The 24,634-nt window shown below is 51.4% G+C and carries 21 protein-coding genes; 19 read left to right on the top strand and 2 right to left on the bottom strand.

Annotation, left to right across the window (positions count from 1 at the left end):
- From FCN15_RS13125 to FCN15_RS13160, 8 genes are all read left to right on the top strand, one after another.
- On the top strand, window positions 1-319 hold a 319-nt coding region (locus FCN15_RS13125; protein ID WP_238996681.1), incomplete at its 5' end, for a hypothetical protein.
- A gap of 223 nt (window positions 320-542) precedes the next feature.
- The gene (locus FCN15_RS13130; RefSeq protein WP_138495576.1) at window positions 543-1,025 is read left to right on the top strand and encodes a phosphatidylglycerophosphatase A family protein; all 483 of its coding nucleotides are present in this window, start codon (window positions 543-545) and stop codon (window positions 1,023-1,025) included.
- Between the two features lie 395 nt (window positions 1,026-1,420).
- The gene (locus FCN15_RS13135; RefSeq protein WP_138495453.1) at window positions 1,421-1,609 is read left to right on the top strand and encodes a glutamate decarboxylase; all 189 of its coding nucleotides are present in this window, start codon (window positions 1,421-1,423) and stop codon (window positions 1,607-1,609) included.
- 70 nt (window positions 1,610-1,679) lie between these two features.
- Window positions 1,680-2,585, top strand: a complete 906-nt coding sequence (gene accD / locus FCN15_RS13140; protein ID WP_138495454.1) for an acetyl-CoA carboxylase, carboxyltransferase subunit beta — start codon at window positions 1,680-1,682, stop codon at window positions 2,583-2,585.
- Window positions 2,575-3,531, top strand: coding sequence for an acetyl-CoA carboxylase carboxyltransferase subunit alpha (locus FCN15_RS13145; RefSeq protein ID WP_138495455.1), 957 nt, complete (start codon window positions 2,575-2,577; stop codon window positions 3,529-3,531). Before accD ends, FCN15_RS13145 begins: the two co-directional genes overlap by 11 nt.
- 216 nt (window positions 3,532-3,747) lie before the next feature.
- Entirely contained in the window at window positions 3,748-5,169 is a 1,422-nt protein-coding gene (pyk, locus tag FCN15_RS13150) for a pyruvate kinase (protein ID WP_138495456.1), read from the top strand.
- Between the two features lie 98 nt (window positions 5,170-5,267).
- Entirely contained in the window at window positions 5,268-5,777 is a 510-nt protein-coding gene (locus tag FCN15_RS13155) for an acyl-CoA thioesterase (protein WP_138495457.1), read from the top strand.
- 39 nt (window positions 5,778-5,816) lie between these two features.
- Entirely contained in the window at window positions 5,817-6,209 is a 393-nt protein-coding gene (locus FCN15_RS13160) for an FxsA family protein (RefSeq protein WP_138495458.1), read from the top strand.
- 118 nt (window positions 6,210-6,327) lie between these two features.
- On the opposite strand, the gene ytvI is transcribed toward FCN15_RS13160, so the two are convergent.
- On the bottom strand, window positions 6,328-7,446 hold the full coding sequence (gene ytvI / locus FCN15_RS13165) for a sporulation integral membrane protein YtvI (protein WP_138495459.1): 1,119 nt from the start codon (window positions 7,444-7,446) through the stop codon (window positions 6,328-6,330).
- Between the two features lie 345 nt (window positions 7,447-7,791).
- Between ytvI and FCN15_RS13170 the strand changes: the two genes are divergently transcribed.
- From FCN15_RS13170 to FCN15_RS13200, 7 genes are all read left to right on the top strand, one after another.
- Window positions 7,792-8,904 (top strand): citrate synthase, encoded by a 1,113-nt coding sequence (locus FCN15_RS13170; RefSeq protein ID WP_138495460.1) that lies wholly within the window; start codon window positions 7,792-7,794, stop codon window positions 8,902-8,904.
- Window positions 8,905-9,171: 267 nt separating this feature from the next.
- Window positions 9,172-10,467 carry an NADP-dependent isocitrate dehydrogenase gene (icd, locus tag FCN15_RS13175; protein WP_138495461.1) on the top strand — a complete coding sequence of 432 codons (1,296 nt, stop codon included), beginning with the start codon at window positions 9,172-9,174 and terminating at the stop codon, window positions 10,465-10,467.
- A 230-nt stretch (window positions 10,468-10,697) separates the two neighbouring features.
- Window positions 10,698-11,108, top strand: coding sequence for a hypothetical protein (locus FCN15_RS13180; protein WP_138495462.1), 411 nt, complete (start codon window positions 10,698-10,700; stop codon window positions 11,106-11,108).
- A gap of 220 nt (window positions 11,109-11,328) precedes the next feature.
- Window positions 11,329-12,195, top strand: coding sequence for an SDR family oxidoreductase (locus tag FCN15_RS13185; RefSeq protein WP_138495463.1), 867 nt, complete (start codon window positions 11,329-11,331; stop codon window positions 12,193-12,195).
- A 191-nt stretch (window positions 12,196-12,386) separates the two neighbouring features.
- The gene (locus FCN15_RS13190) at window positions 12,387-13,955 is read left to right on the top strand and encodes a fumarate hydratase (RefSeq protein ID WP_138495464.1); all 1,569 of its coding nucleotides are present in this window, start codon (window positions 12,387-12,389) and stop codon (window positions 13,953-13,955) included.
- Window positions 13,956-14,031: 76 nt separating this feature from the next.
- Window positions 14,032-15,843: a two-component system histidine kinase PnpS gene (gene pnpS / locus FCN15_RS13195; RefSeq protein ID WP_138495465.1), complete on the top strand. Its 1,812-nt coding sequence runs from the start codon at window positions 14,032-14,034 to the stop codon at window positions 15,841-15,843.
- A 138-nt stretch (window positions 15,844-15,981) separates the two neighbouring features.
- Window positions 15,982-16,713 (top strand): response regulator transcription factor, encoded by a 732-nt coding sequence (locus tag FCN15_RS13200; protein WP_138495466.1) that lies wholly within the window; start codon window positions 15,982-15,984, stop codon window positions 16,711-16,713.
- A 100-nt stretch (window positions 16,714-16,813) separates the two neighbouring features.
- Here the strand turns inward: FCN15_RS13200 and FCN15_RS13205 are convergent, their stop codons facing one another.
- A complete protein-coding gene (locus FCN15_RS13205) occupies window positions 16,814-18,781 on the bottom strand; it encodes a methyl-accepting chemotaxis protein (RefSeq protein WP_138495467.1) in 1,968 nt (655 codons plus the stop codon).
- Between the two features lie 284 nt (window positions 18,782-19,065).
- Here FCN15_RS13205 and FCN15_RS13210 point away from each other — a divergent pair, with 284 nt between their 5' ends.
- The 4 genes from FCN15_RS13210 to polA all read left to right on the top strand — a co-directional run bounded on the left by FCN15_RS13210 (window position 19,066) and on the right by polA (window position 24,595).
- Window positions 19,066-20,199: a methyl-accepting chemotaxis protein gene (locus FCN15_RS13210; protein WP_138495468.1), complete on the top strand. Its 1,134-nt coding sequence runs from the start codon at window positions 19,066-19,068 to the stop codon at window positions 20,197-20,199.
- 87 nt (window positions 20,200-20,286) lie between these two features.
- Window positions 20,287-21,042: a phosphate ABC transporter ATP-binding protein PstB gene (gene pstB, locus FCN15_RS13215; protein WP_138495469.1), complete on the top strand. Its 756-nt coding sequence runs from the start codon at window positions 20,287-20,289 to the stop codon at window positions 21,040-21,042.
- Between the two features lie 19 nt (window positions 21,043-21,061).
- A complete protein-coding gene (gene phoU / locus FCN15_RS13220) occupies window positions 21,062-21,721 on the top strand; it encodes a phosphate signaling complex protein PhoU (protein ID WP_138495470.1) in 660 nt (219 codons plus the stop codon).
- Window positions 21,722-21,928: 207 nt separating this feature from the next.
- On the top strand, window positions 21,929-24,595 hold the full coding sequence (gene polA / locus FCN15_RS13225; protein ID WP_138495471.1) for a DNA polymerase I: 2,667 nt from the start codon (window positions 21,929-21,931) through the stop codon (window positions 24,593-24,595).
- Window positions 24,596-24,634 lie beyond the last annotated feature (39 nt).

The following is a 24,634-nucleotide window of genomic DNA, read 5'->3' on the forward strand; positions in this document are numbered from 1 at the left end:
CCCGGGCGCGCCCTCCGCCGCCGCGCCTCGCAAGGCGCCGCCGTCGCCGGCCCCCCCGAAGGGGGCCGGCGGCCCTGCCGGGAAGACGCGCGCGCAGCGCGTCTTCATCAAAATCGCCGCGGCGGCGGAGGACGCCCGGCTGCTGGAGCAGCTGAAGCTGCTGCTTCAGCAGCACCCGGGGCCGCTGCCCACGGTGCTGTTCTACGAGAGCAGCGGCAGGCTGCTCGCGCTCAGCGAGCGGTACAGCATCAAGCCGTCGCCGGAGCTGATCAAGGCGATGGAGAGCCTGCTTGGCCAAGGAACCGTCCGGATTAAATGACCGGCCGAATGACCTGCCCCTCCAATCAATGAACAGACAGAACCGCATGAGGCTTCTGCCAGCAATCAAGTGCTGTCTTTCCGGTACCGCCGGAAGCAGCGCTTTTTCTTTTGCGTTTTATGAACGTTTTCGCTCTATGCCGCATACACTTAGGAACACGCAAGAACAGATACCCGGTCAACTGGCGGGCGTACTTTTAATGGGAGAATCGGGAGGGATCATGATGTCTTACGAAATTGCCGAGGCCCAGCTGCGCAAAAGAGGGGTCAGCCTTGAATCCATAGCTTCAATTGTTTATCAGCTCCAGGTCCCGTATCATCCTGAACTCAAGCAGAAGGACTGCTTGGACAGCGTCATATCCGTACTTGGCAAAAGAGAGGTCCAGTACACATTATTTACCGGCATTGCGCTTGATGAGCTGGCGGAGAAAGGCGCGCTGCCTCAGCCGCTCCAGGCGATTTTGGAGGCCGACGAACCGCTGTATGGCGTGGATGAAACGATGGCGCTGGGCATCACAAGCGTATTCGGCATGATCGGGCTTACCAGCCTCGGATATTTGGACAAGGTCAAACCCGGGATCATCGGCGTTCTTAACGACAAGACCGGTAAGATTCATGTCTTTCTAGATGACCTGGTCGCAGGAATAGCGGCAGCAGCATCCGCCCGGATCGCCCATAAGAATGAAGGTGCCAAGAAATATATGTAAAAAGAGCTTCATCAGGCCGGTTTGTGCAAACAGCCAGATTTATACAGGCATCCGGGCGCTCAGCCGGCCTGAGTGCCGGCCCTTGCCCGGACAGGCCCCGTGACCAGCACCGCCGCTTTTGCAGCTTTTTTTATTTCGGCAAATAAATTAAATTATGTCCATATTATGCCTGGAACAAGCAGGTGCGGGCGGTGCGTTTGTTGAATAGCAATAGGAGAACCAGACGGGTGATGAGCGCCTCTGGACAAAGCCGAAACAAGGGCTGCTGACTGGCAGCGGTGCCCTGCAGACCCGTCCGGACTGAGGCGGGTTTGTTGCGAGAAAAATGAAGGTTATGTTATCATTATTCTATTATTCGGGTTCAGAACGTTTGTAAGGGGGCTTCACGATCAATAATGTGGACGGTTATTTACATTGCTCCTACCGCCAAGATGGCAGAATCGATAAAGCTGAAGCTTTCAGAAGAAGGGTTTCTGGTTCACATCCGTCCTGTGAATATGTCTAAGGGGCATTATGAGATTCTTGTACCATCAGGCGAGCTAGAGGAAGTCCAGGAAGTCCTGAATCTGATTCTGCATCCGTAACATAAACGTTTGGGGATCGCATGAACTGCAAGATGCGGCCAATACATTAACGGCTGAAGAGGTGTAGCTTTTGTTCAAAGATTTGTTTCAGAAAAAAAGAAAATACGCGACCATTCCTTCAGAGCGTGTGGGACAAGGCCGTTCGGATGAAGCGGGAGAACGCCCAAAGCGCGAGATTCCTGAAGGTTTGATGAATAAATGTCCGAAGTGCGGCAGTATTCAATACAGCAAAGAGCTGGAGAAGAACTTCAAGGTCTGCTCCAACTGCGGCTATCATATGCGACTGAATGCGATGGAACGCATCCGCTATACGGTGGACGAGGACAGCTTCACAGAGTTTGACGAGAATCTGGAATCACTGGATCCTCTTGAATTTCCGGGCTATGCTTCCAAGCTGGACCAGCAGAAGCTGAAATCTGGTCTGAAGGAAGCCGTTGTGACCGGACAAGGCCTGATTGGCGGATTCCCGGCCGTGCTTGCTGTCATGAGCTTTGATTTCTTTACAGGCAGCATGGGTTCAGTTGTCGGGGAGAAGATCACGAGAGCCATTGAGGTGGCAACCGAGAAAGACCTGCCGCTGATCATTTTCTCCACTTCAGGCGGTGCGCGGATGCAGGAGAGCATTCTAAGCTTGATGCAGATGGCCAAGACCAGCGCTGCTCTGGCTCGTTTTCATGAGCGCGGCGGCCTCTACATATCGGTAATTACGGATCCGACTACAGGAGGCGTTTCGGCCAGCTTCGCCATGCTTGGGGATATCATTATAGCCGAGCCGGGAGCGATATTCGGTTTTGCGGGCCGGATCGTTATTGAGCAGACGATTCGCCAGAAGCTGCCGGATGACTTCCAGACCGCGGAATTTAACCTGCAGCACGGTCAGCTTGACCTTGTGTCCCACCGCAAGGATTTGAAAGCGACTTTATCCAAGCTGCTTGATTTGCATGGTGTGAAGGGAGGAACTGCAATTGGCGGGTGAAATGCCTTTTGAAGCACCGCTTGTTGAAATGCGGAAGAAAATTGAAGAGCTGCAGCAGTTCGGAGCTGAGAAGGGAATTGATTTCAGCGAAGAAATTGCGAGGCTTGAGGATCGATATCGCCAGCTTGAAGAGGAAGTGTACAGCAATCTTTCTCCTTCACAGAAAATGCATCTGGCCCGGCATCATCAGCGTCCGACGTCGCTGGATTTGATCGGGCTTATTTTTACGGATTTTGTCGAGCTGCACGGGGACCGGATGTTTGGGGACGATCTGGCTGTTGTCGGCGGACTTGCCAAGCTGAACGGTGTACCTGTTACCGTAGTGGGCCAGCAGCGGGGCAAGGATACGAAGGACAACATTGCAAGATTCTTTGGAAGCCCGCATCCGGAAGGATTCCGCAAAGCGCTGCGCCTGATGCATCAGGCCAACAAGTTTGGACGTCCGATAATTACACTAATTGATACCAAAGGCGCTTATCCAGGCAGTACAGCTGAAGAACGCGGCCAGTCGGAGGCGATCGCCCGTAACCTGAAAGAAATGGCACTGCTTCGGGTTCCGGTTATTTGTGTGGTTATCGGAGAAGGCGGCAGCGGAGGTGCGCTTGCGCTTGGCGTCGGCAACCGTGTTCTGATGCTTGAGAATTCGATTTATTCCGCTATCTCGCCAAACGGCGCAGCCTCCATTTTGTGGAAGGATGCTTCCAAAGCCGATCAGGCGGCTGAAGCCATGAAGATTACGGCTAAGGACCTGCTTGAAATGGAAGTGATCGAGGAGATCGTGCCTGAGCCGCGCGGCGGCGCCCACCGTTCTTATGAGGAGACTGCTTCTGCCATTAAAGAAGCGCTTATCCGCAGCCTGGAGGACCTGTCCGCTTTAACCGCAGACGAGCTTCTGGAGCAAAGATATGCCAAATTCCGGAAGATCGGCAAGTTCGCTGATAAATAGGCTGATCAGGCCGAAATGCTTTTTTTCTACAAAGCAGATGGAATCTGTGTTTGAACATCAAGGATTTTCACGTTTGAATACAGACAAAGCCAAGAGAAATCAATGACAAATATCCTATACAAACGAGGAAGATTGTAGTAGATTTAATAGTTGGAAAAAGTGTGTTGGATTATGACGAATTAAAGAGAGAATTCAAAAAAAACGGAGGAAAACCCAATGCGTAAAACAAAAATCGTATGTACTATCGGTCCTTCCAGTGAATCATTGGAAAACACAAAGAAATTAATTATGGCTGGCATGAACGTAGCCCGTCTCAATTTCTCCCATGGAGATTTTGAAGAGCACGGCAACCGGATCAAGAATATCCGTCAAGCAAGCCAGGAATTGGGCAAATCGGTTGCGATCCTGCTCGATACTAAAGGTCCTGAGATCCGTACCGGCAAATTGGCCGTTGAACCAATCGAACTGGTTCAAGACGAATTTATTACATTGACTACGGAAGAAATTTTGGGCGACCAAAACCGTATTTCCGTTACTTATAATGAACTGCCGAACGACGTTGAAGTAGGCTCCACCATTCTGATTGACGACGGTTTGATCGGTCTTACTGTAGTAGACATTCAAGGAACTGAGATCAAGTGCCGCATTGTTAACGGCGGAACAATCAAGAGCAAAAAAGGCGTAAATGTACCGGGCGTAGCAATTTCCCTGCCGGGTATCACTGAGAAAGACGCGAATGACATTGTGTTCGGTATCGAACAGAACATTGACTTCATCGCGGCTTCTTTTGTGTGCAAAGCAAGTGACGTCCTTGAGATCCGCGCGCTGCTTGAGAAGCATAACGCCAAACACATTCAAATCATCTCCAAGATCGAGAACCAGCAAGGCGTGGACAACCTGGACGAAATCCTCGAGGTTTCTGACGGTTTGATGGTTGCCCGTGGTGACCTTGGCGTAGAAATTCCTGCTGAAGATGTACCTTTGGTGCAGAAGATGATGATTCATAAATGTAACCGCGTAGGTAAACCGGTTATTACAGCTACACAAATGCTGGATTCCATGCAGCGCAACCCTAGACCGACCCGCGCTGAAGCGAGTGACGTTGCGAACGCAATCTTCGACGGAACTGACGCAATCATGCTGTCTGGTGAAACCGCTGCTGGTAAATATCCGGTTGAATCCGTGCTGACCATGTCCCGCATTGCGGAGAAAGCGGAATCCGCTTTGGCTTACCGTGAAATCTTCGAGAAGCAAAGCCATGCACAGCAATCCACTGTTACGGAAGCGATCAGCCAAGCAGTTGCAAGCTCCGCTATGGATTTGAATGCTAAAGCGATCATTACGTCGACTGAAACCGGACATACCGCACGTATGGTATCCAAATACCGTCCGCAATCGCCGATTATCGCCGTCACTACGGAAGATCAAACCCTGCGCCGTCTGGCTCTTGCTTGGGGCGTAACACCGGTTAAAGGCGAAGTGGCTGATTCTACAGATGCCATGTTCGATAAAGCCATGAAAGGCGGTCTGGATTCCGGTCTCGTGAAAGAAGGCGACCTCGTAGTCATTACTGCAGGTATTCCGCTTGGCCGTTCCGGTTCCACAAACCTGATCAAAATCGGACAAATCAAGAAATAAATTCTACAGCCTTCGGGCTGCAGGAATCTCGGCAAAAGCAATGGTTATCCGCCTGCGGACCCATTGCTTTTTTTGCCATATGAAGGGAGTTAGAAGGGATGAAAGAACGAACGGATACGCCTGAATTCTCCAGCTCCTGGTTTACGCATAAGCTTAGAGTAAGGTATCAGGAGACAGACCAGATGGCGGTAGTGTACCATGCCAACTATTTGAACTGGTTTGAGATGGGGCGGACCGAGTTTATCCGCCAGTTTGGCTTTACATACCGGGATATGGAGGAAAGAGGAGTCCTGCTGCCGGTCACTGATCTGGAGGTTAAATACAAGCGACCTGCCCTGTATGATGACTGGATTGCCGTGTTTACCCGTGTTCTTCAATTCAGCCCGCTGCGGCTGCAATTTCAGTATGAGATCCGGAAGTGGAATAATGCTGAGGGAGCTTCAATTGACGAAATGGAAAAAGCTTGGCCTGATGGCAGAGAGCGTCCGGGTGAGCTGCTCGTGACCGGCACCTCCTCTCACGCGTGGGTCACCAAAGAGATGAAGCCTGTCCGACTGGATAAAACCCTGCCGGAGCTGTACAATATTCTGAAAGGGCAGCTTTCATAGCTTATAAGATCTGAACAGCAAAGAGTAAGGGGTAATGAGATGCGCAAATGGCTGTACGCAGTAATTTTGCTGGTTCCCATTTTGGAATTTTACGGGTTCGTATATGTAGGCAATCATCTGGGCCTTGGCAAGACGATTTTTCTAACACTGGCAACTTCGATCATCGGCGGGCTGATGATGCAGTTTGAGGGCCGCAAATTAATGGCGGACGCCAAGATGAAAGCAAACGACGGGCAGGTGCCGGGCAGGATGCTGCTGGACGGGATCTGCGTTTTTGGCGGCGGCATCTTGCTGCTTATTCCGGGCTTTCTGACGGATATCGTCGGCTTCTTAATGGTGTTCCCGCTGACCCGGCCGCTGCTTCGTTACCCAATCCGCAAATGGGTCGAGAAGAAGCTGAAGAATGGAACCATCACCTTCTTCCGGCGCTGATTCCCCCGCGGAACAATAAGAGCCATGATCCTCGCTCTGAGGGCATGGCTCTTCATGTTTCATGAATAAGGCATAAGGATAGGCGGTGCCGGGTTTGTGCCCGGCCAGGCTGACTCTTTTACCTAACACGTCCGTTCATAATATAATTTCGCAGATCATTGAGTACGCCTGTTTTGTAGATCGCCAGAATGACCACAAATGATACAGGCCCAATAATCAGCCCGAGAACGCCGAACAGTTTAAGGCCTACAAACATGGCGACCAGAGTCGGCAGCGGATCAAGTCCAACACTTGTTGCCAGCACTTTGGGCTCAATCAGATGTCTGGCGACTGTAATCACTCCGTAGAGAATCAGCAGGCCGATTCCAAGCCGGAGATCCCCGATGGCGAAGTGATACAGAATCCAGGGAACCATGACGGTGCCGACACCCAAATAGGGCAGGAGGTCCACAAGACCGATCAGGATGGCTAGTGTGAAAGCCGAATCCACTCTTAAGATCAGCAGGCCGATCAATACGATAACTGCCGTAATGGATACCATGATAAAGAGCGAACGCAGGTAGCCGAATAAAGCCTTTTTTAGGCTAATCCATATCTCGCCGGTCGTCTTGCGCAGCGGGGCGGGAACCCAGCCGGTAAGGGTTAAGCTGTGCTTTTCCCAATTCTTCTCAATAAAGAAGGTAGCGAGGATCGTTACGATGAGGATCAGCAGGAAATGCGGCAGCGAAGTCAGGATGTTAACAATGCCGTTTAGAAAATCGGTGACAAAATGGGTGACAGCCGCGCTGATCGTATCGGTGGTTTTGTTGATATTTTTATTGATGGTATCCTCGTATTTCGGGTTGTTCTGAATGAATTTGTTGATTTCATAGACGAGATTTTGAATGCCTTCGCTGTTGGACCAGCGGATAAAGAAATTCCGGACCTGATCCACATAGGTGTCAAAAGATTCGGTCAGGTGGATAATCTCTTTGACCATACGGGTGACGGCCGCTGATAATACCAGCACAGCCCCCCCAAAGTACACCAGCAGGCCCAGAAAGACAGCAAGCCATCTTGGCATTCTTGCGCGCTTTTGGAGAAATCCCACAAATGGTCTCATAGAGTATGCAATTAACCAGGCAATGAGAAACGGGTAAAGCAGCGGGAGCAGCCAATAGGCGCCGAGCAGTACCAAGGCAAGGGCAAGCAAAACCCAAAAACCTCGTAAAATCCGTTTTACGATGATCTGATCCATAGAAACCCCTCCCAGGTCCTTGTCTCACTCTATAGTATGCAGGAAAAGCTTCTTTAAAGGCAAATCGTGAGAAAAATCATTGAATTGTAACCGATTCCAAAAAAAACTTTATGTAAGTGATAAAACAATTTAATGCTGTAAGAACCGCTAATATTGTTCCCTTGCTTGAAAAAATCCAGTATGATGATAGAAGATTCCACCTTGTGTCAATTTTATTCTGACAATTTACTGAACAAATTGACGTGGCACTCTGCTATTTATTTTCGTAAAATTTTTAAACTTTTGAAATGTAACTGTTTTCATTCTGCTTGTTGACACAATTCGTTCACAAAGGAGAGGTGTTTTATGACAGCTACCAAGGGTCTGGAAGGCATTGTTGCTGCTGCTTCCTCTATCAGTTCCATTGAAGACGGCGTACTTGCTTACCGCGGCATCAACATCGACGAATTAGCAGAGCAGGCTACTTTTGAGGAGACGGCATTTCTGCTTTGGAACGGACATTTGCCGAACCAGCAGGAGCTGGCACAGCTGAAAGGGCTGTTCAACGTATTTTCTGCGGTTCCGGACAGTTTGCTGGAACAGCTTAAGCTTTACCCCAAGGATGCGAATACGATGGCTGTTCTGCGCACCGCCGTATCTGCTCTTGCTTTGTACGATGAGACAGCGAATGACAATTCGAGAGAAGCCAATCAGCTGAAGGCCATCAAGCTGCAGGCCCAGCTGCCAACCATTATTGCCGCCTATGCGCGGATCCGCGAGGGGAAAGAACCGGTCAAGCCGCTGGAAGGTGTTTCGATTGCGCATAACTTCCTGTACATGCTGACAGGTGAGGAACCGGATGCTACTTCTGTGCTTGCATTGGACAAAGCGCTCGTTCTGCATGCCGATCACGAGCTGAATGCGTCGACTTTCTCCGCAAGAGTGACCATCGCCACCTTATCCGATATCTATTCCGGCGTGACGTCAGCGGTCGGAACCTTGAAAGGGCCGCTCCACGGCGGGGCTAATGAGGCCGTTATGGAGATGCTTCAGGAGATCGGTACGGTTGAGAATGCCGAAGGATATATCCAGCGCAAGATCCAGAATAAAGACAAGATCATGGGATTCGGCCACCGCGTCTACAAGAACGGAGACCCGCGGGCCAAACATCTGCAGCACATGTCCCGTCAGCTCGGACTGATGCAGGGGGATACAACGCTGTTCGATATTTCCGTGAAGGTAGAAGCTCTCGTTACAGGCCAGAAAGGGCTGAAGCCAAACGTAGACTTCTATTCGGCCTCTGTTTATACGATGCTGGGTATTCCGAAAGACTTGTTCACGCCGATTTTTGCGATCAGCCGCCTGTCCGGCTGGACCGCTCATATTCTGGAGCAGCTTGATAATAACCGGATTATTCGTCCACGCGCCGAATATACAGGTCCTTACAACCAAAAATACATTCCAATCGAGATGAGATAGTGATCTCGGTTTTATGTTACACTATTCTCACGTGAAGGCGTCAGCCGGCCGGGATGCTGCAGGGCGTTCGATGCAAAGTATTGTTCGATGCATAGTTCAATATATTGTTCGATGAATAATATATTGTTCGATGAATAGGGCGTTTTCCAGGACAATTTCTGTTCCAGGGACATTCACCATCCGATGGTGCGCCCTGTCTGCCTGCTGCCGGCCCGCTTTCGCTGAGATTTCGAAATCATAACACCTACCAAGGAGGAACTTGAAATCATGCCAAAGTTGGAGAAATTTGACCTGCCTACTGAAGGTGAGAAAATTGCAATTCAGGACGGCAAGCTTGTCGTGCCAAACAACCCGATCGTGCCTTTTATCGAAGGAGACGGTACAGGAAGAGATATTTGGAAGGCTTCCAAACGGGTGCTGGATGCAGCAGTAGAGAAGGCCTATGGCGGTGAGAAGAAAATCGCCTGGTATGAAGTGTTTGCCGGTGAGAAGGCTTTTAATACATACGGCGAATGGCTGCCTGCGGATACGCTGACAGCGATCCGTGAGTACATCGTTGCGATCAAGGGTCCATTGACCACACCGATCGGCGGCGGAATCCGCTCCCTGAACGTGGCTCTGCGCCAAGAGCTGGACCTTTATGTATGTCTGCGTCCAGTCCGTTATTTCGACGGCGTGCCGTCCCCTGTGAAACGTCCAGAGGATGTGGACATGGTGATTTTCCGGGAGAATACGGAAGACATTTATGCAGGTATCGAATATAAAGAAGGCTCTGAAGAAGTTAAGAAAGTGATTCAGTTCCTGCAGAACGAAATGGGCGTTAACAAGATCCGCTTCCCTGAAACGTCCGGCATCGGGATCAAGCCGGTTTCCTCTGAAGGCTCAAAGCGTCTGGTCCGCGCTGCTGTGGAATATGCAGTTAAACACGGCCGGAAGAGTGTAACGCTGGTTCACAAAGGCAACATTATGAAATTCACAGAAGGCGCCTTCAAGAACTGGGGATATGAAGTAGCTGAAGCCGAGTTCGGCGATAAGGTGTTTACTTGGGCTCAGTACGACCGCATTAAGGAAGAGTCCGGTGTGGATGCAGCAAATGCGGCTCAGGAAGCAGCGGAGAAGGAAGGCAAGATCATTATCAAGGATGCGATTGCGGACATCGCTCTGCAGCAAGTGCTCACCCGTCCTAAGGATTTTGATGTAATTGCGACCTTGAACCTGAACGGGGACTACCTGTCCGATGCGCTTGCAGCTCAGGTAGGCGGAATCGGGATTGCTCCGGGCGCGAACATTAACTATGTGACCGGCCATGCGATCTTTGAAGCTACTCATGGAACAGCGCCTAAATATGCAGACAAGGATGTCGTTAACCCGGGTTCGGTTATTTTGTCCGGCGTTATGATGCTGGAGCATTTGGGCTGGCAGGAAGCGGCAGACCTGATCTATAAAGGCCTGGAGACGTCGATCAACAACAAGACGGTAACCTATGACTTTGCGCGTCTGATGGAAGGCGCGACGCAGGTTAAATGCTCCGAATTCGCGGATGAATTGATCAAGAACATGTAAGAGCAGCTGATAAGGCTCTCTTATAATAATGCTGAATGGCTGCAGGCGCCGGTTGTACCGGTGCGGCAGCCGTTTTTGATTTTAAGGCGGAGACCTGGCGGCTCCGTCTTTTTCTTTTTCGAAGAAACTGCGGGTTTCCTTTGCAGGCTGACAAGCTAACCGCTATAATAGATGGGAATAGCTAGAAGCACAGATTCGGATTTTGATAAGTGAAAGGATGTAGAATCAAATTGTTCAAGATTATTATGTTTCTGCACATTTTAGGTTCGCTGGCGTTAGGATTTTATTTGGTGCTTCCATTTGTTGTGGGGGGAATTGGCCGGCTCTCCCAAGCCAGCCGTGAAGGCATGCTGAGCTTAATCGGACTATTGAACCGATATGCTCAATATGGACTTGTCCTTCAGCTGCTGACAGGGATTTACCTGGTGGTTAAAGGCGAATACACGATGGCCTGGACGACCGTGGTGGGAGTACTGTTCCTGATTGCCGGAGGTCTGAGCGGGATGCTGGGCAAACCTCTGCGTGTAGCGAAAATGGGCGGAGATACTTCTGCTCTTGGCAAAATCCGCAGCTTCAGCACTTTGCTGGCAGTTGTCGTTCTTGTAATGAGCTTCTTTATGGTTTACCGGCATATTATTTAAGAGAGAAATTGAGAGATAGTTGTACAAGTGCAGAAGACATTCCGTTACGGCTCCGCTGGGGCCAAGCGGGGTGTCTTTTTTTCTGCAGTTGTTTAGGGAAATCCGGTTGGTGGTAAGAGATAAAGGATTGGCGCGCGGAAAAATTCAGCATAAGAGGCGCCAATTGGGCCATTCTAATCTAGACCATATTCTATGGACGATGAGAAAGGAGTCTTATATCATGCCGCAAAATCAGCAGCCGGAACAAACCTTGCCGGCGCAGCATCAGAATCAGCAGCCAGGACAGGAAAGTCAAATGAACCCACTTCCGCAATATGAAGGGAATTATAAAGCTGCAGGCAAACTTAAAGGCAAGAATGCCTTGATTACCGGAGGGGACAGCGGGATCGGCCGCGCCGCTGCGGTTGCATACGCCAAGGAAGGGGCCAATGTGGCCATCGTATATTTGAGTGAGGATCAGGATGCGGAGAAGACGAAACAGGAAATTGAGCAGGAGGGCGTGAAGGCGCTGCTCATCAAAGGCGATGTCGGCGACGAAACCTTTGCGGCCGATGCGGTCAAACAGACTGTAGAAGCCTTCGGCGGCCTCGATATTCTCGTCAACAATGCCGGTGAGCAGCATCCCCAGCAGAGCATTGAGGATATTACCTCTGCCCAGCTTGAGAAGACGTTCCGCACGAATATTTTCGGAATGTTCTATTTCGTCAAGGCAGCGATGCCTCATCTGAAGAAAGGCAGTGCCATCATTAATACAGCCTCCATCACGGCATATGAGGGGAATCCGACGCTGCTCGATTATTCCTCGACGAAGGGCGCGATTGTGAGCTTTACACGGGCCTTGTCCAATAATATTGTTGGACAAGGAATCCGCGTCAACGCAGTGGCACCGGGTCCGATCTGGACGCCGCTGATCCCATCCACGTTTGATGCGGAGAAAGTGAAGAAATTCGGCGCTGATACGCCGATGAAGCGGCCTGGGCAGCCGGAAGAGCTGGCGCCGGCCTACGTATTCCTTGCCTGTGAGGATTCTTCCTATATCAGCGGCCAAACGATCCATATCAACGGCGGCACTGTAGTGAACGGTTAAAGGTTTATATCTGTTACGAGAACCCTGCCTTCCAAGACGGAAATCCCGCTTGGAGGCAGGGCTTTTTGTGCTGTTGCAGCAAGGATGTATGCGCTTTAAATCTTTTACAAATGAAGGCAGTATTGAGGGCAGACCCTGTGTTATGATAGCAATAGAATTGCTGGAACTGCAAAGAAAGGGGAAGCTTCGTCATGAACTCATTCGAACAAAGTGTATATGAACTGGTTGTAGAAACTTCGACCAATCTCCCTGGAGATGTGCGGGCAGCTGTACAGCGCGGCAAGGCCGCAGAGAATAAAGCGACCCGTGCGGGCTTGGCCCTGTCAACGATTGCTGACAATATTACAATGGCTGAAGAGCAGATTTCGCCGATTTGCCAGGATACCGGCATGCCGACTTTTATTGTTCATACGCCAATCGGCGCGAATCAAATTCAAATGAAGCGGGACATTCATGCCGCTATCGTAAGAGCTACCAAAGAAGGCAAACTGCGTCCGAATTCGGTTGATTCCCTGACAGGAGAGAACAGCGGGGACAATCTGGGAGCGGGAACCCCTGTCATTCACTTTGAGCAGTGGGAGAAAGACGAAATTGATCTGCGGCTGATCCTGAAGGGCGGCGGATGTGAGAATAAAAATATCCAGTACAGCCTTCCGGCTGAGCTGGAAGGACTCGGCAAGGCCGGGCGTGATCTGGACGGCATCCGCAAATGCATTATGCATGCGATTTATCAAGCCCAGGGGCAGGGCTGCAGCGCCGGGTTCATCGGTGTCGGCATCGGCGGCGACCGCACGACCGGCTATGAGCTGGCGAAGCAGCAGCTGTTCCGTCATCTTGAAGATAATAACCCGAACCCACAGCTGGCTGAACTGGAGAACTACGTCATGGACAATGCCAACAAGCTGGGGATTGGCACCATGGGCTTCGGCGGCGAAGTAACGCTGCTGGGCTGCAAAGTTGGAGCGATGAACCGGCTGCCGGCAAGCTTTTATGTGTCCGTAGCTTATAACTGCTGGGCGTTCCGCCGTCAGGGTGTTGTGATCGACGCTTCAACGGGAGAAATCAACAGCTGGATTTATCCAAGAGGCTTCGAGGTCTCCATGTCCGCTGCGGAAACGGAGCAGGAGGAGATGCAGGAAGTCCTTATGGAAACGGAAGAGCAAACCGCTGCAACCTCCTCCAAGCAAGTTGTTCTGCATACGCCGATTACCGAAGAACAAATCCGCAGCCTGCATGTAGGTGATGTCGTTGTCATCAAGGGAGAGATGCACACAGGCCGGGATGCGCTTCATAAATATTTGATGGATCATGATGCGCCGCTTGATTTGAATGGCTCGGTGATCTATCACTGCGGACCAGTCATGCTCAAGGATGAGAATGGCTGGCATGTTAAGGCTGCCGGTCCGACGACCAGCATCCGGGAGGAGCCTTATCAAGGCGACATCATGAAGAAGTTCGGCATCCGGGCCGTCATTGGAAAAGGCGGGATGGGCCCTAAAACGCTGGCTGCTCTGCAGGAGCACGGAGGAGTCTATTTGAACGCCATTGGCGGCGCAGCCCAATATTATGCAGAGTGCATCAAACAGGTGAATGGCGTTGACTTTATGGAGTTTGGCATTCCGGAAGCCATGTGGCATCTGGAGGTCGACGGTTTTGCGGCCATCGTAACGATGGATTCTCATGGGAACAGCCTGCATGCGGAAGTAGAAAAGGATTCGCTGGAGAAGCTGGGCCAGTTTAAAGAGCCTGTGTTCAAATAGAACGGTAAGGAATAGCGGTAAGCAACACCATAGAGAAATATAAATATTAAAGGACTTTATTGGATAGGAGTGCTTTATGAGATCATTCCGTACAAGGCTGGCCCTGATCTTGATGGGGCTGGTCGGCATCTCCATGTGCGCGGCCGGTTTTACGATGGCCAAGGTTTTTAAAGATTCGCATATCTCTGCTCTTGAAGACAATATGGTCCGGGAAATTAATCTGCTCTCCAGCACGTTTCCCTTCCAGCCTACTGACAACAACCCCGATGCGGTGAGCTATTATTCCTCCAAAGCGGTCGAACTGGATCAAATCTCCGGCTTGCGGGTAACGTTTATCCTGGCGGATGGAACCGTAGTAGGTGATTCGGAAAATAATGCGGCTAAAATGGAAAATCATTTGAACCGCAAAGAAATCAAATCAGCAGGCCAGGTCGGCTTTGGCAGCCCCGGCATCTCAACCCGGTTCAGCAATACGATGAAAGAGGATATGCTGTACGTCGCAGAGCATGTGGTTTCTGATCAGGGATTTGACGGCTATATCCGCCTTGCAGTAAGCCTGCATACAGTGAAAGAAGGCTTGTGGAAGGCCTGGAGCCTTATGATCGGCGGCCTGCTCGTCTTGTTCATTGCGGCCGGACTATTCAGCTACCGGCTTGCCTACAGCATCACCAAACCGCTGAACAAAATTACGCAGGTGGCCAACCGCATCTCCAGACTCGATTATGACGCGAGAGTCTACCTGCAGGGCAGGGTAGATGAGATCGGGCAGCTGGGCAAGGCCATCAACGGTATGGCAGACAGTCTCCAGCAGCAGCTGCGGATCATCCGGGAGAATGAGGATCTGCTCCAGAGCGTGCTTGACAATATGACGGGCGGGATCCTGATCGTGGATGTGGACGGCTGTATTGCGCTGGTGAACCGGGCTGCGTGCCGGATTCTCAGAATCCGGGAACAGGAAGCGCTTGGCCGCCCTTATCAAGAGATTAAGCGAAGCTATGAGCTGACGCGGTTTATTGAGGAAGGCGTAACCCGAAGAAGCTATAATTCAGAAGAGATAACGGTTTACGACCCTGAAGAGAAAATTTTGCGAATTGATGTAGTGCCGATGGACGAAGAGGATGAGGAGGAAGGATATCGGGGGATGCTCTTTCACCTCCAGGACGTTACCGAGATTCGAAAGCTAGAACGAATGCGCAGCGAATTTGTCGCCAATGTGTCCCATGAACTTAAGACGCCGATTGCAGCGGTTAAGGGATTTGCCGAAACGCTTTTGACTGGCGGAGTTAAGGATGAGGAGACCGCGCGCTCTTTTCTGCAGATCATTTACGATGAAGGAGACCGGCTGAACCGGCTGATCGGAGATATTCTGGAGCTGTCCAAGATTGAATCGCGCCGCGTTCCGCTGGCATATGAGCCGATCGAGCTGCGTCCTTTATTTGAGAGCCTATTCGAAGTGTTGAAGGCTTCCGCAGACAAGAAGTCCATTGCCTTGGTGATGGAGGTGCCGGAAGGGCTGTTCATCGAGGGGGATGAGGACCGGCTGCGGCAGATTTTTATGAATCTGCTGTCCAATGCGATCAGCTACACCCTTGAAGGGGGCAGGGTCAAACTGACGGCCCAAATGCTGGAGGATGAAGAGGGGGATAAGATCCGTTTTGTTGTCGCCGACACGGGAATCGGTATTCCGAAGAAGGATCTGCCCCGCATCTTCGAACGATTCTATAGAGTGGACAAAGCACGCTCCAGGAGCTCAGGCGGTACAGGGCTCGGCTTGTCTATTGTTAAACATTTGGTCGATTTGAACCACGGAAATATCCGGGTGGAAAGCAAAGTAGGAGAGGGCTCTTCGTTTATTCTGGACCTTCCTATCGTGCAGGTTATGGACTGAGATGAGGAGCGGCCTTGTGCCGCTTCCCCCGAATATCGGTGATTTTACACCGGCTTAACATTTTTGTGCTATGCTCATAATAAACGGGTTCCGGGATCAGTCCTGAACTTATCTCAGAAGAGGAAAATGGGGGTTCCTATGGCTAAGCGACTGCTGGTTATTGAGGACGAGCCGACGCTGTCACGGCTGCTGTCTTACAATCTGAAGAACGAAGGCTATGAGGTAACGGTGGAAGAGAACGGCCAAAGCGGCTGTGAGAAAGGCTTAAGCTCCGCTTATGATCTGATCCTTCTGGATCTGATGCTTCCGGGGATGAACGGATTCGAAATTATGTCCAGGCTTAGAAGTGAAGGTGTCGGAACTCCGATTATTATTCTGACGGCCAAGAACGCTGAAGAAGAAGTGGTCCAAGGCCTGAAATCGGGAGCAGACGACTATATTACGAAACCATTTGGCGTAGCGGAGCTGCTGGCCCGTGTTGCTGCTGTGCTCCGGAGATCTTCAGGTGAAGAAGAGATCATTAAACCGGTAACGGACTCAGACTCCCGCATTGTGCTTGGGGAGCTGGTGATTTTCCCGGAGAAATACGAGGTGACATTGGGCGGGGAGTCAATCACTCTCCGGCCGAAGGAATTTGAGGTTCTGCTTTATCTTGCCCGCAAACCGGGAGTTGTAATGACGCGCGACGATCTGATGAACGCTGTTTGGGGGTTCGACTATATTGGCGGACAGCGTACGGTTGACGTGCATGTCAGCTCGCTCCGCAAGAAGCTGGAGCTTGACCCCGAATCCGTCCATATTGATTCGATCAGGGGTGTAGGGTACAAGCTGGTTGTGAAGAAGAAGAAGGAATTATCCCAGAAAATATAATCCGGTTGAAATTAATTTAAACGTGAAGAAGGAAGGCCTCTCTTGATCGAGGCCTTCCTTTTTCTTGTCCGTTTCTTATGCTGAAGGTTCAGGGTTTAACTTAAATCTTAAATCTGCTGACGAGCTTCTGCAGATTCTCAGCAAGTCTGCTAAGCTCCGAAGCGGAATTTCCGATTTCGATGATGGAGGCAAGCTGCTCTTCGGCTGCTGCGGACACGGTCTGCGTGTTGCCTGCCGCTTCTTCAGAAATGCCGGCAATTTGCTGCATGGCCGCCATAACGCTCTGCCCGTCCTGCTCCAGCTCTGAAGAGGCTGCGCGGACTCCGTCGATTTGCTTAGACGATTTGCTCACCGATCTGCGGATGCGGGCGAAAGAGCGTCCGGACAGGTCTACGGAATCCATCCCTTCGTCAACCCGTTCTTTCACCGTATTCATGGCTTGCAGGGAATCGCTCACTTTCATCTGGATGGCCGTAACGAGCTCGCTGATCTGCTGTGCGGAATAACTAGACATCTCCGCCAGCTTCCGCACCTCTGTAGCTACGACGCTGAAGCCTCTTCCGTGCTCACCGGCTCTTGCTGCTTCGATGGAAGCATTTAAAGCCAAGAGATTCGTCTGGCCGGCGATATCGGAGATTGTGCTGATAATAGCGCTGATATTCTCCGATCGCTCATTCAGATCCGCAATCATGGCATCGAGCTCCTGGACGGTTTCCTGAATGCCAGCCATTTTCATGACACTCATGCCGATAGCTTCGCTGCCGTCATCCGTCAGCTTAAGCTCTGCTTCAGACTGCTTGGCCAGCTCCTGAAGGGAAGCGGAGATGCCTGCTACGCCCCGGGAAATGCCGCTTACCTTGTCCGAACCGGTTTGGATGGTGGTCAGCTGTTTTTCACTGCCTGCAGCTACCTCCTGAATGGCTGTGGTGACATGCTCAATTGCAGCAATGGTTTGATCCGCTCCGGCGGTCAGCTGCTGTGAGGAAGCGGACAGGTTCAAGGTCATTTCCTGAATTTGAACGATCATTTGATGCAGATTATCCACCATATGCTGAAAATGTCTGGACAGCTGGCCGATTTCATCCGAGCTGTCTGTCGCAACCCGCAAGGTCAGATCTCCGCCGCTGATCTGCTCGGCATATTGTCCAAGGCGCTTGAGCGGCCGCAGCAGGGAATGCACGATCCAGAGCGCGCCGGCACCGAACAGCAGGATAGAAATCACAAGGACGATGGCTGTTGTGTTCCGGATCGGCGCTGCAGCGGCCGCTACTTCTGAGGAATACATCGTTCCGGCAACCTTCCATCCGGTCAGCTCATTGGTAACGAATACCATCTCTTTCTTACTGCCATTGAACATATAATCGAAATGAGCTTGCTCTGACGCAAACAATGTGGTCACAAAGCCTGCCTCCACCGGCTTGCCCAGTGTCTCTGACGGGTGAACAACATATTGATGAGCCGTGTCCATGATCATAATATATCCTTCTTTGCCAATAGAGGTCTTCGTCATCTCCTGAAGCTTGCTGAGATCGAGTGACAAACCAAGAACTCCGCGGCCGTCCGAAAGGGTTTTGGAGATAAAAATGACAGCTTTATTGTTCTTATCCGTCGATACAGCTGAGATCACGCTCTTGCCGGGCTGAGCCATGGCGGATTTGTACCAGGGACGGACACGCGGATCATAATCTGCGGTTGCGGAGGCGTCAAGCTTGCCTCGGATCATGGTGCCTGTATCGGTTCCTATATAAATATTCTGGACCTCGGTATGCGTATCCAAATAGGTGCCCAGGCTGCTAAGCAGTCCAGAGGTTTCAGGATCTGCCGTCTGGTTAAAATTGAAAACCTTCGCGTAAGCGTCAATATCAATAACCTTCGAGCCAATAATTTGGGTGAGGATCTGATCTGCCGTTTGTACGCTGGATTGTGCGCTGTCAATCAGCTGATCCTTAACGCTCTTCTTCGATGATTCATATGACAGGGCGCCAATGGCCACTGCCGGAATCAGGATGACCACAATAAACGTAATCATAAGCTTGCTGCGAAGCGATAGGGCTTGGGTAACTCTCATTCTAATTTCTCTCCTGTTCCTGCTAAACTTTGTCTCTATATGTAATGGCTGTGTTACCTTTATCGGTAAAAACTCGCATTCTTTTCATGAAATTTTTCACAATAAGCCGAGGTAATTTCTGGGATTCAAACATTCCCGTAACATCCCCAAAACATTCTACTGACTTTTCTGTCATATGATAGCTGTATAGCTTGGTAATTATAGAAGTATCAATAGAAAGAAATCAAGTAGAACGAAATCAGTAGTACGAAATCAGTAGAACGAAATCAAGGGGGAACCGTGTGGTGCAGACAGCATTATTAGAAAAAGAGTACGCCCATCCATTAACCGACCGTTACATAATAAGAGTTCCGGAAATACCGGCTGAGGAGTCCTGCAGAATCGTACTGAACCGCTTAAGGGAGCAGCCTGCGCTGCCCTGTCTGGTGCTGACAGACAAGGAGAAGAAGGTCTGCGGGCTCGTCATGAGGGATCATTTTTACAGACAGCTGACAGGAAGGTTTGCTGCAGAGCTGTTTTATGACCGCCCTGTCAAAAATTTTGCATCTGCCGCCCCTTTAATTGCGGCTGCCGGCGAGGACCCGGCAGCCCTGATTGATGCTGCTTTGGGAAGGGATCAGGAGCATTTTTATGACTGCATTATTCTGACGCGGAACGGCCGGCTTGACGGTGTGCTGACCGTACATGCCCTGATGATGATCTCCAGGGAGCTTCAGCGGGCAGCCCAGGCTTCGCGGCAGTCGGCGCTGATTTCCTGCCAGAACGAGCTGCTGAAGATCAGCGAGTCGGCGGAACTGCTGTCCCAGGCTGCCCTGCACAGCGGTGAACAGATCGGCCAAATGGGAGAGCTGACGAGAGAGGGACGTCTTGAGCTGCACGGTGTCAAGGCATCGTTTGACCGGGTCTTGTCAATGACTTCCTCGCAGTCGGAGCAGATGGCTGAGTTGCTTGGGAAAGCGGACGGCATTATGCGGATTGCGGATGCGATCCGGGATTTAGCGAATAAGAGCACGATGCTGTCGATGAACGCCGCTATTGAGGCGTCGCATGCCGGAGAACACGGGCGGGGATTCGGCGTGGTGGCGATGGAAGTCAAGAGCCTGGCCGAACAGACAAAAGCTTTTTCTCTAGAAATCGGGCTGGCGCTGAATGAGATCCACAGCCTTGTCCGGGCAGCCACCGAGCTCGCCGCGGAGTCGGGAGCCGAAATGGAGCACAGCCATCAGCGTGTCAATAAGGCAGACCAGACGTTCCAGAATTTGATCCATGCAGCAGGTGAGGTTGAGGCGGCTGGAGAGGTCATTGAGCAGAGGGTTAGTGAGACCCGGCAGCTGGCCCAGCATGTCTACCGCGAGCTGCCCAAGCTGATCGACAAAGATGCAAAGGCGCGCTTCGCGGCAGATTTTACACTGGGTTAACAAATTGGGCCATTCTTCTTTACAAAATAAATGTAAAATCATCATGTTTACATTTCATTTTCGGGGCAAGCAGAAGGAGAAATAGCGATGAATCCCATTATCCGCATTAACCAGTTAAATCTCTACTACGGTTCATTTCACGCGCTGAAGAATGTGTCAATGGACATTCCAGAGAAGGAAATTACGGCGTTTATCGGACCTTCCGGCTGCGGGAAGTCGACGCTGCTGCGCACGCTGAACCGTATGAACGATATGATTCCAGGCACCCGTATTGAAGGCAAGGTGGAGATCGGTGAACGTGATATATACGGTGACCAGGTTGAAGTTGAAGCCTTAAGACGGAATGTCGGCATGGTGTTTCAGCAGCCGAATCCTTTTCCAAAGAGCATTTACGATAATGTTGCCTACGGACCAAGGCTGCACGGCACCCGGAGCAGAAGCGAGCTGGATGAGGTTGTAGAAAGAAGTCTCCGCCAAGCTGTACTGTGGGATGAGGTTAAAGACTATTTGAAACGCTCTGCACTGCGTCTCTCCGGCGGCCAGCAGCAGCGTCTCTGTATTGCCCGCGCGCTTGCGGTGCAGCCGGACGTGCTGCTTATGGACGAAGCAACGTCCGCACTGGATCCGATCTCAACCTTGAAGATCGAAGAGCTCGTTCAGGAGCTGAAGACCAGCTATACGATTGTTATGGTTACCCACAATATGCATCAGGCTGCCCGGATTTCCGGCCGGACTGTATTTTTCCTCAATGGAGAGGTTGTTGAAGCAAGCGAGACTCAGCAGCTGTTCTCGAACCCGAGGGATTCCCGGACCGAAGATTATATCTCCGGCCGTTTTGGATAAATGAAAGGGGCATGTGCCGATGATACAGAGAAAAGAGTTTGATTTACGTTTGGAAGGCCTGCGGCAGCTGCTCCGTGAGATGGGAGAACATGTAAGGGCGGCGCTTCAGAACGCCGTAACCTCCCTTCAGAATTTGGATCTGGACCTGGCTGCAGAAGTAGTGGCCAAGGATGCCGAGCTCAATCAGATGGAGGAGCAGGTAATGGAGCTTGGCTCCAAGCTGATCGTCACCCAGCAGCCGGTTGCGAAGGATCTGCGGAAAATTATCGTCGCCTTCAAAATTTCCAGCGATCTGGAGCGGATGGGCGACCTGGCTCTGGATGTTGCTAAAGTCACGCTGCGGATGAACACCCAGAATCTCGTTAAACCGCTTGTGGATATCCCGAAAATGGCAAGCCTGGTTGAGAAGATGGTCGAGGAATCCCTGGCCTCTTACCTGGATGAGAATACGGATCTGGCCTATAAAATGGCTCAGGACGACGATGAAGTGGATCAGCTATACAGTCAGATTCTTCGTGATTTGTACGAAGTTATCCGGAACAATCCGGACCAGCTGCAGCAGGCCCTCCTGCTGACGCTGGTTGGACGCTATATTGAGCGGATCGGCGACCATGCGACCAATATTGGAGAAAGCACGGTATATCTGGTAACCGGTCAGCGCCCTGATTTGAACCAATGATTTGAGGGTTAAATAGGATGTGTCTGCAGAAGGACCACAGAACCACAGAACCACAGAACCACAGAACCACAGAACCACAGAACCACAGAACCACAGAACCACAGAACCACAGAAAATGTTCTGTGGTTCTTTTCTTGTTTTTGCTGCTGTAGTGCGCTGTGTTATCATAAGGGACAGGAAGCTAAACCCAGGGACGAGGTGCATGGAATGGATAAATTAATCCTGATCGACGGGAACAGTATTATATATAGAGCTTTTTTTGCGATGCCGCCGCTCACGAATTCGGCCGGACAGCATACCAATGCGGTCTACGGTTTTACGAACATGCTGCTGCGGCTGATTCAGGAGCAGAAGCCCAGCCACATTCTGGTTGCGTTTGATGCAGGCAAGCAAACCTTCCGCCATGAAGGATTTAAAGACTATAAAGGCGGCCGGGAGAAGACGCCTCCGGAGCTGTCCGAGCAGTTTCCGGTGCTGAAAGAGCTGCTGGACAGCTTTGGCATCGCCCGCTATGAATCGGAAGGCTTTGAAGCAGACGATATTATCGGCGCTGTCAGCAAACGGGCGGATGAAGAAGGGCGCCAGGTGCTTGTTGTTACAGGCGATAAAGATATGCTGCAGCTGGTCTCTGAGCGTGTGCAGGTGGCCTTAACCCGTAAAGGCGTCACCGAAGTAGAGCCTTACGGCTACGCCGAAATTGAAGCCCGCTACGGACTTAAGCCCGAGCAGATTACTGATCTGAAGGGTCTTATGGGCGATACCTCCGACAATATTCCCGGGGTGCCCGGCATCGGCGAGAAGACGGCGCTCAAGCTGCTTCACCAGTTCGGCAGTGTAGAGGAAGTGCTGGCCAGAACGGACGAGCTTAAAGGAAAGATGAAGGAGAATCTGATCAATCACGCTGAAGACGCGCGAATGAGCAAGCAGCTTGCGACCATACACCGCGAGATGCCGGTGGACCGGAATTGGGAGGACATGGCCTTTGCCGGGCTGAATGAGGAGACGGCTGCCCCAATGCTGCGGAAGCTGGAATTCAAATCCCTGCTGGAGCGGTTGTCTTTCTCGGCAGAAGGAGGCCCGGCTTCATCCGCAGAGAACGGCGAAGCGGAAGCGGAGCAGCTGGACGTTGTGATTTGTACGGAAGAGAATCTTCCCGAGCTGGAGCAGGTGCTGGATTCCGTTCAGCTCATTCACATCGAAACAAACGGGGATAATCCGCATCAGGCTGAAGTTGTAGGCATTGCCTTCTTGGCGCAGGACAAATATTACATAGTTTCTTATGAACTGCTGAAGCAGGAGAAAGCGGAAAAGGCAGCCGCCTGGCTCGCGGATGAGGATATCCCGAAGAACGGGTATGATCTGCACCGCGCCGATCTGGCGCTTCACTGGCACGGCATCGCTTTTGCCGGTGCTGCTTTTGATGTGAGCATTGCAGCCTATCTGCTCGATCCGACCGGAGGCGATCAGAGCATTTCGGCACTGGCCGATAAGTACGGCCTGCCTCCTGTTCCTTCGGATGAAAGCGTGTTTGGCAAAGGCGCGAAATATAAGGTGCCTGAGGCGGAAACGCTGGCACGGCATCTGGCGCAGAAGGCTTCTGCGCTGTGGAAGCTTATGCCGCTGCAGAAGAGCGATCTCGAGAACAACGGGATGAGCAGCCTCTTCTACGAGCTGGAAATGCCGGTCTCCCGGATCCTTGCAGATATGGAGAAGCAGGGGATCGCGGTGAACCGCGGGGATCTGCAGGAGCTGGGAGTCGAATTCCAGAGCCAGATTGACAAGCTGATGGCCCGGATCTATGAAATTGCCGGCACCGAATTTAATTTGAACTCGCCCAAACAGCTGGGAGAAATTCTGTTCGATAAGCTCCAGCTTCCGGTCATCAAGAAGACCAAGACCGGATATTCCACCGATGCGGATGTGCTGGAGAAGCTGGCACCTTACCATGATATCGTCAAATATATTTTGGACTACCGCCAGCTGGCCAAGCTTCAGTCCACATATGTGGAGGGTCTGCTGAAGGAAATTCGGCCGGAAACCGGTAAAGTCCATACCTATTATCGGCAGACGATTACCGCTACCGGCCGTCTGAGCAGCCAGTATCCGAACCTGCAGAACATTCCGATCCGGCTTGAGGAAGGCCGCAAGATCCGTAAAGTATTCGTTCCGTCCGAACCGGAATGGCATATTCTGGCCGCCGACTATTCGCAGATTGAGCTGCGCGTTCTGGCTCACATTTCGGGCGATGAGCGGCTGAAGGAAGCCTTCCTGCATGAAATGGACATCCATACGAAGACGGCGAGCGACGTATTCGGCGTTCCGCAGGAACAGGTGGATTCCAATATGCGCCGCTCCGCCAAAGCGGTTAACTTCGGCATTGTGTACGGAATCAGCGATTACGGCCTGTCCCAGAATCTGAATATTACGCGCAAGGAAGCGGGACAATTTATCGAGCAGTATTTTTCCGTCTTCCAGGGTGTGCGGGCTTATATGGATTCCATCGTGAAAGAAGCCAAAAGGGACGGCTATGTCACTACGCTCCTGGAACGCCGCCGGTATCTGCCGGAGATTAACGCCAGCAACTTCAACCTGCGTTCCTTTGCCGAGCGGACAGCGATGAATACACCGATTCAAGGAACGGCGGCGGATATCATCAAGCTCGCGATGGTGCGGATGGCCGAGACGCTCAGCGAGCGGAAGCTGAAGAGCCGCATGCTGCTGCAGGTGCACGATGAGCTTGTATTTGAGGTGCCGGGGGAGGAGATGGAGCTGATGACCACGCTTGTTCCCGAGGTGATGGAGAAAGCGCTGGAATTGTCGGTGCCGCTGAAAGCTGAGGTCAGCAGCGGTAACAATTGGTATGAAGCCAAATAAAGCGGCGCGGCAAGGCTTTTTCCGGTATAATAGGACATG

Origin of the sequence: Paenibacillus pinistramenti (genome assembly GCF_005869875.1) — a bacterium.
GTDB classification, from domain to species: Bacteria; Bacillota; Bacilli; order Paenibacillales; family Paenibacillaceae; genus Fontibacillus; species Fontibacillus pinistramenti.

Excerpts from the sequence above, each read along its gene's own strand:
- FCN15_RS13160 (WP_138495458.1), top strand. The coding sequence starts at position 5,817 with ATGCGCAAATGGCTGTACGCAGTAATTTTGCTGGTTCCCATTTTGGAA.
- FCN15_RS13130 (WP_138495576.1), top strand. The coding sequence starts at position 543 with ATGTCTTACGAAATTGCCGAGGCCCAGCTGCGCAAAAGAGGGGTCAGC.
- FCN15_RS13190 (WP_138495464.1), top strand. The coding sequence starts at position 12,387 with ATGAACTCATTCGAACAAAGTGTATATGAACTGGTTGTAGAAACTTCG.
- FCN15_RS13185 (WP_138495463.1), top strand. The coding sequence starts at position 11,329 with ATGCCGCAAAATCAGCAGCCGGAACAAACCTTGCCGGCGCAGCATCAG.
- polA (WP_138495471.1), top strand. The coding sequence starts at position 21,929 with ATGGATAAATTAATCCTGATCGACGGGAACAGTATTATATATAGAGCT.
- FCN15_RS13170 (WP_138495460.1), top strand. The coding sequence starts at position 7,792 with ATGACAGCTACCAAGGGTCTGGAAGGCATTGTTGCTGCTGCTTCCTCT.
- icd (WP_138495461.1), top strand. The coding sequence starts at position 9,172 with ATGCCAAAGTTGGAGAAATTTGACCTGCCTACTGAAGGTGAGAAAATT.
- pstB (WP_138495469.1), top strand. The coding sequence starts at position 20,287 with ATGAATCCCATTATCCGCATTAACCAGTTAAATCTCTACTACGGTTCA.
- FCN15_RS13205 (WP_138495467.1), bottom strand. The coding sequence starts at position 18,781 with ATGAGAGTTACCCAAGCCCTATCGCTTCGCAGCAAGCTTATGATTACG.
- pyk (WP_138495456.1), top strand. The coding sequence starts at position 3,748 with ATGCGTAAAACAAAAATCGTATGTACTATCGGTCCTTCCAGTGAATCA.
- ytvI (WP_138495459.1), bottom strand. The coding sequence starts at position 7,446 with ATGGATCAGATCATCGTAAAACGGATTTTACGAGGTTTTTGGGTTTTG.
- FCN15_RS13200 (WP_138495466.1), top strand. The coding sequence starts at position 15,982 with ATGGCTAAGCGACTGCTGGTTATTGAGGACGAGCCGACGCTGTCACGG.
- phoU (WP_138495470.1), top strand. The coding sequence starts at position 21,062 with ATGATACAGAGAAAAGAGTTTGATTTACGTTTGGAAGGCCTGCGGCAG.
- FCN15_RS13155 (WP_138495457.1), top strand. The coding sequence starts at position 5,268 with ATGAAAGAACGAACGGATACGCCTGAATTCTCCAGCTCCTGGTTTACG.
- pnpS (WP_138495465.1), top strand. The coding sequence starts at position 14,032 with ATGAGATCATTCCGTACAAGGCTGGCCCTGATCTTGATGGGGCTGGTC.
- FCN15_RS13135 (WP_138495453.1), top strand. The coding sequence starts at position 1,421 with ATGTGGACGGTTATTTACATTGCTCCTACCGCCAAGATGGCAGAATCG.